This is a genomic window from Bacillus sp. FSL E2-0195, from assembly GCF_038003645.1.
GTDB lineage: Bacteria > Bacillota > Bacilli > Bacillales > Bacillaceae_G > Bacillus_A > Bacillus_A mycoides.
On record NZ_JBBOPN010000002.1, the window covers coordinates 370851 to 384911 of the forward strand.

Genomic DNA, 14061 nt, shown 5'->3' on the forward strand with positions numbered 1-14061 from the left:
AGGAAAGTAATATTTATTTGTAGAAAATTTTTAAGGATAAAAATGAATGTAAAAATAGGATGACTATCTATGATAAGAAAAGGGGCCACTTATATATGCTAACCAATGATTTAGATTTCCGATTAGAACCACGTTTAAAAGAACTGTATGAACAACATAAAATAAGAGCGCAAAAGATAGACTGGGGGTATCATGAGTTTTTACCTTGGGATAAGGGGATGGACTTTAAAAGAGTTCCTTGGGATGAAAGCCAAGTTACTCTTCCTTCTGGTGTAATTACAGCTATTGAAACAGCTTTATTAATAGAAGTAAATTTACCATGGTTTACAACGTATTTATCTGCAACTTTTAAAGGATCCCTTTCTGTTATTACGGACTTTATTCATACTTGGACTTCAGAAGAAGATCAACATTCGAATTTGTTGGAGACATATTTACTACTGACTCGAAGTGTGGACCCTAAACGATTACATGAATTAAGAAAGTCAGTCGTTGAGGGTGGATTTGAACCTGATTTTCACACACCAATCGAAGCAATGACATATACGACCCTACAAGAACTTGCAACGATGGTGTTTTACAATAATGTAGCTAAGGTTGCAAGTAAGCATGATCCAGATCTTGCTACATTATTACGCCGTCTTGCAAAAGATGAAACTCTTCATTATGCGTTTTATCGAGACGTCATTCGAACACATTTGGAATTGGAACCTAATTATTGCTATCATATTGCCAATGTGATTAAGAATTTTAAAATGCCAGGTGCCGTCATGCCTGATTTTGAAAATAGAATGGCTGTGATTGCAAAAGAAGCGAATTATGGACCACTACAATATTTTGATCAAGTACTTGATGTAGTGGTTGATTATTGGGGGTTAAAAGACTTACGCCCCATTGCACCCCTAGCTGAAAAAGCAAGAATTGAGATTTTGGAGTACCACACAAGATTGAAAAAAATACGGGATCGATTTGGTCGTTTTCAAGGGAAAACGGATCTATGTTAATTAATCGATATTTTAGGATGTATATGGGCAAATTGACCGTCCCTTTATTGAGAATCTGACACACTCCCTATTGTTTTGGGGGTGTTTTTATTTAATTTAATTTTTAAAGAAAAAAGTAGTTGACACTAAAAATAATTTTATGATATTATAAAATATTTGATAAAAAAACACATATATGTTAAGGTTAAGAAGGTTACCATATATGGAGGTGGATTATATGTTTCAAATTGGCGATAACATTGTTTATCCAATGCACGGAGCAGGTATAATTGAAGCCATAGAAGAAAAAGAATTCTCAGGGAAAAAACAACAGTATTTTGTTATAAAAATGTCAATCAGTAATATGCAAGTCATGATTCCTATGGGTAAAATATTAAGTTCGAGTATACGCCCAGTTACTGATATACTTGCATTAAAACACATTATACACATTTTTCAGCATGGAGAATCAGATGAATTACTGCCGTGGAAACAAAGGTATAAAGTGAACACGGACAAAATAAAAACGGGTGAAATACAAGAAGGTGCTGAAGTTGTACGTGATCTAATGCGTATGAAAAAAGAAAAAGCACTGAATACAAGCGAAAAAAAAATGTTGGATAACGCACATGAATTTTTGATTAGTGAACTGGGATTAATTAAAGGGATCACTGAAAATCAATTAAAAAGTTTCTGTTAAGGTTCATTATAGATAATGTATTACATCCCCCGAAAATATCCTGAATTTTTCGGGAATATGATGATTATTAAAAGTAAATCATTTCAAAGACATTCAACTTCTTCAACTCACTTTTAGAGTAGGAACCTCTTTTGTTATTACTTCAATCTAATCCATTTTTATTTTTACATTTCTTTTACGAACGTTCGAAGTTTCATCAAATAACTCGATCAAATAGTCACTTGATTTTTGCAATCCTGATTCACACTGGCACGGACAAGGAGCCGTAAGGATGAAAGAGAGGTAGGGCTTTCATTGTTTTAGGTATATATATCTAAGTCATTATTTCTAGAAGAAAAAATAATCAATCTCATCTCTATCTTTAAGAATTTTCTACATTTACTGAGACAGTGAATAGTAATTGTTTATCTTCTTTTCATAAAAGAGATACGCGAGTTGGTAACATCTAAATATATGGTCAACGATACAAATTGATGGGATTTCTAGAACTAGAACCCATTTTTACAATTTATTTAACATAATAAGATGAAATGAAACAATAAGAAGGAGTGAAGATATGAAACGCATGCCAACGCAAGAATTAAGTAACGAGTTAAAGAAGCGGAAAGGGATTACTTCTATTAAGATTGAGTCTTATGAAAAAATTGAAGTTGGTGGAATTGTTGTAGATGGACCGGCTGTTATTTTAATTAATCAAGAATACCTAAAAATTGTTGAATGAAGAAAAGGATGATCCTTTACGAAAAGGGATGATCCTTTTTGTTTGCTGCAGCTAATATGGGATATACATAACTTTCATCTAATGTATTGGGGTTAAAAGGAAGGAGAGGGTCGGGATTATCATAGTGGTAAGCTTAATATTGGTAGGATTTCTTTTTATGTTATATAAATTAGTTGCTTAAAAAAACTAATTATTTGAACCGATAGATTGTTTTCTTTTTAAGGGCGAGATTTATTTTATAGGAAAATTGATAATTTTAAGGAGGAATTTAGATGTATGCAAGGAAACAACGCATAAAATACGAGAAGATGTCAAAGAACTATGAACGGATTTCTTTAGTTTCGTTGCTCCTATTAATTGTACTTGTTTGTAGTAGTGTAATTATCATAGGAGCTACAGGGGGGGAATATGGAGTGTTTTTGTTGGTAGCGATTTTACTTAACGCACGTATTACGAAAGAATCTCAAAAAAAGTATGAGCAGTATGCTAATAAAGGGCATATTTAAAATAACACATATTTTGAAAAGAACAACCTGAATGTACATTCAGGTTGTTCTTATATCATCACCTATTAACTAGCAAAAGGAACCTTATTAAAATGTTAGTTTCGTTCCTATAATGAATTATCCTTCTAGCATATTTAAAAGATTTACATCATATATTAAGAGAAAGAATGTAAGTTAGAAAGGAGTCTTATAGAATGAGTTATTTAGAGGGAAATGACTTGAGTGAACAAAATATGGTAAGTGTACCTAATCCCTACGTATATCAGACATTACAATCGATAATTGGTAAACATGTGGTTATTGAAACTGTAAGAGGCAATGTAAGGGGAGAGTTAAAGGATGTGAAACCAGATCATTTGCTTATTGAAGATACAGTACCATATATTGTACGCATTCAACAAATTGTATGGATTATGCCAAAACAATGATCAAATTACATCTAATTTGATTTATAACAAATTGGTTTCATAGACGACCAAATAAAAACACAGGGTTTTATCTCTGTGTTTCTTCAAATTTTCGTTTTTGGATATATGCTTGAGCATGAATAATTTCTTTCTGCAGTTCTTTTAATTCTTCCGTAGATCCCGTTTCAATCCTCATGTACGTAGTAACTAGACTAATCATCATATCCATCTTCTCTACTATATTTTGAATGACCTGTTCAGATTGCTCTTTTTTAGGGTGTTGTATTGCTATTAATACATTTTCTATATAATTGTTCTTTCTTTGCTGGATATCATAAATAAACTGTTTCGTGTTTGAGTTCATTTGTTTTCCCCCGTTTTGGATATATTTCCATTCTATCATATTTGAATGAAAAATATTGGATCCCCCTAAATTTACACCTGTCTCGCACATCTCCTTAAATATACAAACTAATCTAAATATGTCATTTTTGTGTCTAAACGTACAATTTTCTTTTTTTGATATGGTGACCCCATGCCCATCAACTTAAAAATATTAACTACCCCCAAGAGTAAAAAATGCTATCCCTTCTTTATATTCTTACTAAAAGAATAGCGTTTTTTCAGTATTTAAATATGATTTCATCTGAATTTAATGGAGGTTTCTCCTACAAAAGTAGTAGAATTTTTATTTGAATTTGCTACCTCAGTTGGATTTATCATACTTCAATTTCGATATAATAATAAATAGGTATATTGGATATAGAGATACATTACAATGATTATACATACTTCAGATTTAGAATTACAGTAACTACTCAACCCGTAGTTACCAATAAAGAAAGGAATAAGCAGAATGATACAGAACATATACGAAACTCATTTACATGTAAGAAATTTAGAAAAGGCGATAGATTTCTATCAAAATAAGTTAGGGTTAGCATTAGCAAGAAAACTACCTAAAAGAAGAGTGGCTTTCTTTTGGGTAGGAGAAAATAGAAAACAATTGCTTGGACTATGGGAAGTACACACTATTAAAGACTTTGAGACGAAACACTTTGCTTTTGGTGTAGATTTAGAGTTTTTAAAGACTTCTAAATTATGGTTAGAGAAGCGTGGAATAGAAGTGGTAGGAAGTCAGGAGAAAGGAAATCAAGAGCTAATTGTCCAAAGATGGATGCCGGCTGCAAGGAACCAAAAAAATAAATGAAATTGTATCCATAAACCGAAAAAAGTGAAGCAAACGTCAAGTAACTCCAAAATCAACTTTTATTGTATATTTTGGAGTTACTTGACGTTTACTGTTATCAAATTTATAAGTGGGGGCGATGTTTCATGATAGAATCAATTACAATAAATGAATTGCAAGAAGCTCAAAAGCACACTAATTTTGTAATTTTGGTACCCAAATTGCCAGATACATACTCAATTGACAATATATCTTTAAGAAAAGAATCGAGTACAGTACGCTCTTCCATCCGTTTTGAAATAAAGAATGAGAAAGGAATCATAAGAATTAAACAGTTTTTTTATGATTGGGCTATACCTGTTATAACAGCTGATACTAATTTAATATGTCAAGGTAAATCTTTTAATATAAATGGTATTGTTGGGTTTATAGGGACAGATTATAAAGGAAACCAAGCAGCATGCTATGCAAAGTGGTTTACGAATATTGAATTATCTGTTTTAAAAGGTGTTTATACAGAAAAAGACATTTTGTTAATTTTAAAAACGTTAGAGCCAGTTAATGAATCTTTTATAGAAAGTTTAGGAAAACAATCTTTTTCTACTAGTAGCTTTACTTCGCGTTTTAAAAAACCAAAATGGGATAATGAGGATGAAGTTACACGAGTTGATTGGTTTGAAAATGATATGACTTTTCTAAAAGAGTTAATGATTGAACTACCTATATCGCCCCCACAAATATTTGATAATTATTTTTTAGATTCCATTGGATATCGAGATCATCATTCTGGTAAAGAAATGCATCTTTTATATAGATCTCAATTAAATTATACGGATGGAGTATGGCTTTGGATTGCTCCTAAAAATTTGTCAGACCCATTACCTCCACGTACTGGAAATAGGATTGGAAAAAGACAGAGTTGGAATATAAAAAAATTAAGTTGTGATTTTTTAGGCAAGCAAGTTAATGAACTCTTTTTATGTAGACAAAATACTTCTTATAGTGGTTGGATGATACATTGGGAACAAGACAACTATATATATCACCTGTATATAAGACCTTCTACTACATTGAAAATTAAACAGATTAAAGATTTTTTAACTTTATCATATTCTTAAATAACTTAACTTTATTTAGACCAATAGGGGGCACCGTACATCACCCTCAACTTAAGAGGTTTTAATACCCTCAAATAAAAAAAAACGTTATCATTTTTGTAGAAATATGCAGAAAGGATGACGTTTTTTATGAATCTTTCGATTCAAAGTGAACTACAATTATTTGCTGAAGAGTTATATGAACATCTTACCCCTTCATTTTTAGAAGATCTTGCTAGAGAACTAGGTTTTGTACAACGGAAACGTAAATTTTCTAGTCATGATTTGGTTACTATATGTGTCTGGATCAGTCAACGGATAGCGAGTGATTCTTTAGTGAGACTGTGTAGTCAACTTCATGCTGTTACAGGAACACTCATGAGTCCAGAAGGACTCAATAAGCGTTTTAATAAAAAAGCTGTTTGCTTTTTAAAACACATTTTCTCTACATTATTAAAAAGTAAGATTTGTGAAACATCAGCCATTCCAAGCTCTTCAATCGCTTATTTTCAACGAATTCGTATTTTAGATGCAACGATTTTCCAGGTACCAAAGCATTTAGCTAGTGTGTATCCTGGATCAGGTGGTTGTGCTCAAACAGCGGGTATAAAAATCCAATTAGAATATGATTTACATAGTGGCCAGTTTTTAAATTTCCAAGTGGAACCAGGGAAAAATAATGATAAAACCTTTGGAACAGAGTGTTTAGCAACATTACGCCCTGGTGATCTATGTATTCGGGATTTAGGCTATTATTCACTGGATGATTTAGATCAAATGGACCAACGTGGTGTGTATTATATATCACGGCTCAAATTAAACAATAAGGTGTATATCAAAAATGAATTTCCTGAATACTTTCGAAATGGGACAATAAAAAAACAGTCTCAGTACATCAAAGTTGATTTAGAACACATAATGGATACCTTAAAATCAGGTCAGGTCTATGAAATAAAAGATGCTTATATTGGAAAGGATAAAAAACTATTCACCCGGGTAATTCTGTATCGATTAACAGAAAAACAACTTCGCGAGCGTATGAAAAAACAAGTGTATACAGAAAGTAAAAAGGGCATTACATATTCGGAAAAAAGCAAACGATTGGCCGGCATGAACCTATATGTTACTAATATACCTTGGGAGATTGTTCCTATGGAACAAATCCATGATTTTTACTCTCTCCGTTGGCAAGTCGAAATAATCTTTAAAACTTGGAAATCCTTATTTCAAATTCATCAGTGGCAAAATATTAAACAGGAGCGATTAGAATGCCATGTTTATGGAAAACTCATTGCCATTTTTTTATGTTCTTCTACTATGTTTAAGATGCGACAATTAATTTTACAAAAGAAGAAACAAGAATTAAGTGAATATAAAGCAATTGGAATGATTCAAGATCATTTACACATTTTATATCAAGCCATACAGCAAACCACCCAAGAAATAACAAAGATTCTAATCCGCCTGTTCCACTTACTCCAAAAGAACGGCCGGAAATCTCATCGATATGAGAAGAAAACAGTCTTTGATATTTTGGGTGTTGTCTATGAGTATAATGAATTGAGAAAACAGAAAAAAGCTGCATAATTTTTAAAAACGATACCTATCAAGGTATATTTGGTATGATCATTTTTAAAGACACGAAATATTTCAAGAGTTTTTTCGTTTATATGAACGAAAGCTCATTTTGTTTCCTTTCTTAAGTTGATGGGCATGTATGGTGACCCCATACCTCTCAAGCTAAGGTTTGGTATGGGTGGGAGAGTTGCAAGCAATTAATCATCAAATGAAAAAATCAATAAAAGCGATATATTTTGCGACTACAAGAGAAGAATTAGAAAGGGTAAAAGCAGAAATTGGAGCAAGACTTAAACTACTTGAGGAACAATTAGTGGCACAAAAGTCGGTCAATCGAAAACGAATAAACCAAAGAGGAGCAATTTAATATGTCGGTCTTTTTTATTTTGTATTAATTACGGCTTAGGTAAAGAAATATCTTTTACAAATTCACACTGAATAGGGTTGTCTCATAATATATAAAGATTGTTGTATTATTTTTTTAGAACAGGATGTGAATGTATGGAAGATGTATATGCAAAAATCGACAGCCTAAAAGCAGAGCAAAAAGAAATCATGCGAGATATTCGTAACTTGGAAACTCGTACAACTATAAATGAAAAAGATATTTCTACAATCAATAAGCAATTAGAAAAAATCAGTCTGAATACCACATGGATTTTACGAATTGTTATTAGCGCAATAGTTATGGCAGTTCTAGGGTTAATAATAAAAGGTGGTATTTAGGTTGTTTGTATAAAAGTATTTGCTATAGAGGGACAAGCGTCTCTCTTTTTATTTTGAAATGAGGTGGACAAAGTGGAAGAATGATAGGAAGTAAGAAGCGATGTTCAACAAGTTCTCAGTGTTATCAGCTTTGATGAGAAATATCATGTTGGGCATTTAACAAAACCTCTTAATCAGTTATGATTCTGATTCTTACAATGGTCTTAATTAGATTACAAAACGGAGTAATTGGAAAACAGGCGCGAATAGAGAGGGTAACTACAATTGAAGAGTTCAGGGGTAAGGGCTTTAATAGATAAATGTATTTATTTTATTCAAACCAAACTGAAGTTGAAGTAATGAACAGAGGTTTAGATAATTTTGTGGCAATTCCAATTAATGAAACAGTAGAAAAAATAAAATGGGACATGTCCAGATCCTCTTTTGTCAACATCTACCCCCCCCCTTAAAAAGTGAGGGAGGAGTTTTTCTGTACAGTTTAAAAATAATTAAAAACAAGAGGATGGTTAATAAAGTGGAATTGTTGTGAAAATAGTAGGATATATACTTTGAGGTGTATATCCTATAGAGGGATGATATTGTATGGTTTCATAATAAGGTATAGCGGGATGTTGATAGTATGGCATATGCTGCATTGCATGATATACTGCATGCATTGTTGATTGAGCTCCATGGGTTGTATAGACTGAGCCAATTGCCCTGTTTTTAATACAGTAAGGATTTATCATAATAATTCACCTCAGTTAATAATTAAATTGACATTTATATAATATGTCTAAAAACTAAACGCGGTCACATCAGGATTATGCAGATTTATAACGATAGTGAGATAAACCTAGTCATATCAAGTATTATCAATACAGGTATACTCTTTTGATAATATGGTTGTTTGACACATTATAAGGCTTTTGAATGTCTCATATACACTTATCAAAATTAAAAAACATCTTAACGTTGTTAAAATATGAGTATTCTCTAAACTAGAATCCTTTAAACGGGCCATTGAGCATTTTGGAGAATCTGAATTAGTATATAGGTTTTGGAACGATAAGTCCGGAAAAGGTAACTTGATTTCAAAGCATCCAGAATCCACTTAAAAAAGTAATAAAAAACACTCCTGAAAATTTTGTAATGCAGTTATAACTGGATAGCAATGGGTGCTACCCCATTATAAAATAAGAAAGAGTCCTGGATGTTCAGGACTCTTCACTACTTTAATTACTATTATGTATATATTTTTTTATTTCTCTCATGATCCTCCGCTTTAGTAACAACCCCTTCACGCAATGATGATTGCATGAAGATTTTTTGGAAGTTTACTTATTTTTTTGTCTCATTGACCCAGTTAATAATGTCCTGAATGACGTACTCGGGAACATTTGCAGGGATTTCATACTCACTAGGAAGACTTAAATCACCATCTCCTTCTGTAAAGGCATGGTTCAATTTCGGATATGTTTTGAACTGAATATTCCCGCGGTTTGAGAGTCCTTCTTGCCATCTTGTAAATTCATCTTTTACTGTTACTTGATAATCGCGTGCTCCTTGCAGAATCAATAATGATTCTTTAAGTGTTTTTGCTTCCTCAACAGGACGCCAGCGAGCAACATCATACATGAAATGCGGGGATGGATAATTGTAACCGGCTGGTGGGTGGTCTGGATCAAAAGTAGGATCCTGGTAATAGGCGAATTGTCTTTTTAGTTCATTGATTACTTCCTTTGGTGCCCCGAGGTATTGATACTGATCAATGAGCACATCAGTTATAGGTCGTGCGGGTGGTGCAAGTAATATACTGCCTCGAACAAGTGAAGAAGGTGCTTTGCTCAGTATACGCGGCATCGCGCCACCTCCTTGGCTATGTCCGAGAATGAAAATGTTACTTGGGTCAACGCCTTCCTGCTGCGCTGCTGATTTTGCTGCGTATATGGCATCTTCTGTTGTATCTCGGTCTAAGGTAATAGGTTCTTCACTCATCTTTAATGTGTGTTCTAAGGAACGTTTTTCATAGCGTAAGACTGCAATTCCGTTAGATGAAAGGCCCGCTGCAAGGTCTCTAAACAATTTTGTCCCCATGTTTGTACTATCACGATCATTCATACCAGAACCATGAACAAGAACAACAACGGGCACCTTTTCACCAGGCTTATGTTTCGGAATCGTTAACGTGGCTGGTAAAGGGTATGTAGAATTTCCAATTACGATTTCTCGTTCTTGATAGGAGGCAGGTCGATCATAGATAGGATGCGGTATGGCATATGTTTTTTTAGGTGTCCTTTGCCCAACTTCATCTACTTTCCCGCCTGGTGTGAATTTAAGCAAAACTGGAATCGTAGTTCCTTCGAACTCTATTGGAATCTCAACTGTCTGATGAACCAAGTTACGTTCTTTTACTTCTGCTGTTCCTATGTTTTTAATCCCACCACCACTACTTTGTGTCCACCAATCTTGCAATTTTTGTGCCGTAAACTTCGATTGAAAAGCAGCGGATGTTAATTGCAGGGCTTCTGCATATTTACCATGCTGGAGATATTCAAAAAATAATGTTGTACGATCGGTTAAAGTGATTTGTTTCTTTTCTACAGATTGTTCCGCGCGTGTATCCGCGTGAATAGGCGATGTAATTGGAAAAGATGAAACCCCTAAAGATAAGAGAAGGGTAATGGAAAGTGCTGATTTTTGTATGTTCCGTTTTTTTGTCATGTTTTAACCTCCAAAATGCGATAGTAAGAAATTGGGGTGGTAATTAGTGGAATGGTTCCCTCTTGGAGTTTCGGTACATGTAAGGGGGAATCCTGCATAAATATCATAAAAAGCACGTTTGAAATAGTAGGGGATTATAGCAACGTATAGATACACGAACCCGCGATATACCATAGAAATCAATAGTTTTTCAGACAACTATTACAACCTCGTTATGATGTAGGGGAAGAAAAGCAATAAGAGATGGAGGAATAAGATGTAGAAATTTTTGTGGATGATTTCTACAATGTGTATCGCTTTAGGATTGGTAACAGGGTGTAGCAGCAAAGGTCACGTTTATACTCAAATAACATACGAGGATAAGGAGTTTGACCAGAAGATAGGAAGCGAAACAAAGGGAAATAATAATGAACAGGATAATTATGAAACCATATCCGTGCCTGTAAAAAAAGAAGAGTATACGGGTAAAATACAGCACCCAGAATTGATTGAGCAAACGATGAGGCCAGTACCAGGGGAAAATAAGAAGCAATACAAGAACAAAATCGTTAAAGCGACGATATCATTTGGTGGGAACTATGGTTAGTTATGTTGATACATACGAGTCATGTGGTGTGAGTTTTTATTGTAATCGTGTAATAGTAGGGAAAGGTAGGTTGCTGGAAACCCGCTGGAAACCCGCTGATATAAAGGTATCCACAATCAATTACTTATAATCAGTTTACATAACATATCTTATCAGAAGTTGTGGAAATTAAAGCGAAGTCTGTCTCAAAATGAAAAGAATTCTTATCTTATTGAGACAGTTAAAAGAATTTCAAAGCTATGTTTTCAATTCTGTATTATAATTAAATTGGGCTCAACTTTTACATAAAACAAGAGTAACAAAGAACATTTTTGAAGTAAAAAGCAATAAAAGAAACCATCTCTTTCGATATTATAAACACCTCAGTTTCGAGTATAATACAGCCGATTTAGCCCTAAGGGCTTAACTGAGCTGTTTTGTCTTAAATTTATCTAATTTTGAGTTTTTATGTTGTTTACACTCTATTAGTAAACGTACAATAAACAAAGATATGTAAAAGCGGACAGAGCTGGAATAAAAAATATTACTTACTGATGAAAAGTGAATAATGAATTCTGTTGGATGAACATAAAAGAATGGAAAGAAGGGAGAAAAAACATACCTCAACAACTTCGCGCGAAATACCAATTTTACGAACAATAAGAGAGTCTTTTAAAAATATAATATAGCATCTAGGGATTTCGAGCCTATATCCATGAATTTTAGTGTATTGCTTTGAAGTTATATAATAATAATCAAATGCCGATCTACACATAAAGAATCTATATAAACAATTACATATTAATTTACACAAGTTTATCTTACGTTGACCTGATTAACTATAATTAATTTAAGCAATTCACATTTTATAACGCTCTGTATATATTTAATCAATTTCATTGTATATACAGTTATATGTAGATTTTTCACCTGTTTTTATAGCGTAATACAAATTTATAGTTTGGTTCTCTATAATTAATACTAGAACAATTACAATATAACCTATTTATTTTTGCACGCATTTTAGTAATCCATAATTTAATTATGTAAATAAGTCTGTGTAAAAATTGAATTTAATGCGAACTTGTGTTCGTGTATCTTTTCTGTTATAGTGTATATGAGGTGATTTTTATGGAATACAGCAAGCAACGTCAAAAATCCGTACATCGTAAGAAATTATACAAGAATTTAAATGAAATGCCCTTTTACATAGAAGAATTTGTGGAGTACAAAGAATTGCATGATGCCTCTCCCTCCACCCTACTGAATTATGTATATGATTTTAGAGTCTTCTTTAATTGGCTATTATCTGAACAAATTATTGAATTTAAGCCGATTAAAGACATATCCTTCTCTGATTTGGAAAATTTAAAGAAAAAAGATGTTGAGAACTTTATGAGGTTTCTAAAACTACAACAAAACATGCAGAATTCCTCTGTTAACAGAAAAATTTCAGCCTTAAAGTCTTTATTTAAGTACCTTACCTCCCTATCAGAAAATGAAGATGGAGAATGTTATTTTTATAGAAATGTAATGGCTAAAATAGAAATACATAAAGATAAAGAAACATTAAATGCTCGTGCAAAACGTATGAGATCTAAAATATTCCATAATGATGACGATCAAGAATTTTTGAATTACGTTAAGTACGAACATGAAAAATCTTTAACAAAACATCAGTTATTCTATTTCCTAAGAGATAAAGATCGTGATGTAGCTATCCTTTCCCTTTTTCTTGGTAGCGGTATTCGTGTAAGTGAATTGGCCGATCTTCGTATGGAAGATATAAACTTAAAAGAAAGACTAATTGATGTAATCCGAAAAGGAAACAAAGAAGATTCTGTATGGATTACACCAATTGCATTGAATGATTTAGAAAAGTATATGGAAATTAGAGATAACAAATATGCTCCAGGGAAAGAATTAAAAAATGTATTTTTATCGAAATATAAACATACTGCACAGCCTCTTTCAGTTAGAGCTATCCAAGATATTGTAGAAAAATATACTAAAGCATATGGAAAAAGAATGTCTCCCCATAAATTAAGACATACATTAGCGAATAAATTATATATGGAAGAAAAAGACTCGTTACAAGTGATGCAACAACTTGGGCATACCAGCCAAGATACGGCCTTATTATACACACAGCTTGGAGAAACAACTATTAAAGATAGCTTAGGCAGAATAGGAAAAAATAAATAATAAAAGTTCAGCAATGCAAAATTGCTGAACTTTTATTATTTTCCCTGCTAGAGTTAGTGGTTTTAAATGTCATGCATTATTCATTACATATTTAATTTTATTATATAAAAAATACATAGTTAAAATTCTACTTTAATTGGTATATAAAAACTCTCTCTTGTTAGATTAGATAAATGAAAATTTTAGATTCCTACAATTGTTGTTTACGTTAAATGTGAATTTCACGAACACTTGGGAAAATGGGAGTTACCCCCTTCCCCCATCTGTTGTAGAAAGACATGAAACTCCAAACTATTTAAACAAGAAAGTTTAAACTAAAATTTTTTAGATTTACAGAACTAAACTCATCAAAAGTCAGCTCTTTTTTCATTTTTTTGGTGATTACTCTTTTAAGTTGATAGCGATGTGGTGATACCCGTTTAGAACGATATCTTTGCCCTAAAAAAAATCGAACCATAAATTTGCCGGCAAGCTTATGGTTCGATTTAAATTATTTACTTTTAGTAACTACTCAGCCCCTCTATGAAAAAAAGCCAGAAAAGCATCTTTTTAAATGGGCGAGAGGGACTGGCCATGCATAGAAGCGGTCAGGGCCTTTTCCTGCCACGCGCAAAGCTTTAAAACAAAGAAAGGCAGCGAGGTGTAGGTCCATTTTATCTTCATCGCTGGAATTATACCCCT

The 14061-nt window shown here is 32.9% G+C and carries 14 protein-coding genes and 1 pseudogene; 12 read left to right on the forward strand and 3 right to left on the reverse strand.

The window, feature by feature from the left end; all coding sequences use genetic code 11:
• Positions 1 to 95 precede the first annotated feature (95 nt).
• The 5 genes from MHH59_RS29295 (at position 96) to MHH59_RS29315 (ending at position 3338) form a co-directional block, all read left to right on the forward strand.
• Complete coding sequence (locus tag MHH59_RS29295; RefSeq protein ID WP_340853518.1) at positions 96 to 1004, forward strand: acyl-ACP desaturase; 909 nt, start codon at positions 96 to 98, stop codon at positions 1002 to 1004.
• Between the two features lie 217 nt (positions 1005 to 1221).
• Entirely contained in the window at positions 1222 to 1683 is a 462-nt protein-coding gene (locus MHH59_RS29300) for a CarD family transcriptional regulator (RefSeq protein ID WP_002169666.1), read from the forward strand.
• A 556-nt stretch (positions 1684 to 2239) separates the two neighbouring features.
• Entirely contained in the window at positions 2240 to 2404 is a 165-nt protein-coding gene (locus tag MHH59_RS29305) for a BC1881 family protein (RefSeq protein WP_070169564.1), read from the forward strand.
• Between the two features lie 272 nt (positions 2405 to 2676).
• Positions 2677 to 2910 (forward strand): hypothetical protein, encoded by a 234-nt coding sequence (locus tag MHH59_RS29310; protein ID WP_103945655.1) that lies wholly within the window; start codon positions 2677 to 2679, stop codon positions 2908 to 2910.
• A 194-nt stretch (positions 2911 to 3104) separates the two neighbouring features.
• Positions 3105 to 3338: a YuzF family protein gene (locus tag MHH59_RS29315; protein WP_113937257.1), complete on the forward strand. Its 234-nt coding sequence runs from the start codon at positions 3105 to 3107 to the stop codon at positions 3336 to 3338.
• A gap of 67 nt (positions 3339 to 3405) precedes the next feature.
• On the opposite strand, the gene MHH59_RS29320 is transcribed toward MHH59_RS29315, so the two are convergent.
• Positions 3406 to 3681 (reverse strand): hypothetical protein, encoded by a 276-nt coding sequence (locus MHH59_RS29320; protein ID WP_048560205.1) that lies wholly within the window; start codon positions 3679 to 3681, stop codon positions 3406 to 3408.
• Between the two features lie 492 nt (positions 3682 to 4173).
• Here MHH59_RS29320 and MHH59_RS29325 point away from each other — a divergent pair.
• The 5 genes and pseudogenes from MHH59_RS29325 to MHH59_RS29345 form a co-directional block, all read left to right on the forward strand.
• Positions 4174 to 4506: pseudogene (locus MHH59_RS29325) on the forward strand (VOC family protein); the annotation flags it as partial.
• A gap of 146 nt (positions 4507 to 4652) precedes the next feature.
• A complete protein-coding gene (locus tag MHH59_RS29330; RefSeq protein WP_340853523.1) occupies positions 4653 to 5624 on the forward strand; it encodes a hypothetical protein in 972 nt (323 codons plus the stop codon).
• 129 nt (positions 5625 to 5753) lie between these two features.
• On the forward strand, positions 5754 to 7190 hold the full coding sequence (locus MHH59_RS29335) for an IS4 family transposase (RefSeq protein WP_016093924.1): 1437 nt from the start codon (positions 5754 to 5756) through the stop codon (positions 7188 to 7190).
• Between the two features lie 169 nt (positions 7191 to 7359).
• Positions 7360 to 7548: a hypothetical protein gene (locus MHH59_RS29340; protein WP_235661812.1), complete on the forward strand. Its 189-nt coding sequence runs from the start codon at positions 7360 to 7362 to the stop codon at positions 7546 to 7548.
• Positions 7549 to 7682: 134 nt separating this feature from the next.
• Positions 7683 to 7907, forward strand: coding sequence for a hemolysin XhlA family protein (locus tag MHH59_RS29345; protein WP_016093737.1), 225 nt, complete (start codon positions 7683 to 7685; stop codon positions 7905 to 7907).
• Positions 7908 to 8413: 506 nt separating this feature from the next.
• On the opposite strand, the gene MHH59_RS29350 is transcribed toward MHH59_RS29345, so the two are convergent.
• The gene (locus MHH59_RS29350) at positions 8414 to 8635 is read right to left on the reverse strand and encodes a hypothetical protein (RefSeq protein WP_078178978.1); all 222 of its coding nucleotides are present in this window, start codon (positions 8633 to 8635) and stop codon (positions 8414 to 8416) included.
• Positions 8636 to 9227: 592 nt separating this feature from the next.
• Positions 9228 to 10610, reverse strand: a complete 1383-nt coding sequence (locus MHH59_RS29355) for an alpha/beta hydrolase (RefSeq protein WP_340853526.1) — start codon at positions 10608 to 10610, stop codon at positions 9228 to 9230.
• Positions 10611 to 10896: 286 nt separating this feature from the next.
• Between MHH59_RS29355 and MHH59_RS29360 the strand changes: the two genes are divergently transcribed.
• On the forward strand, positions 10897 to 11196 hold the full coding sequence (locus tag MHH59_RS29360; RefSeq protein WP_258550633.1) for a hypothetical protein: 300 nt from the start codon (positions 10897 to 10899) through the stop codon (positions 11194 to 11196).
• A 1110-nt stretch (positions 11197 to 12306) separates the two neighbouring features.
• Entirely contained in the window at positions 12307 to 13380 is a 1074-nt protein-coding gene (gene xerS / locus MHH59_RS29365) for a tyrosine recombinase XerS (protein ID WP_016097047.1), read from the forward strand.
• Positions 13381 to 14061 lie beyond the last annotated feature (681 nt).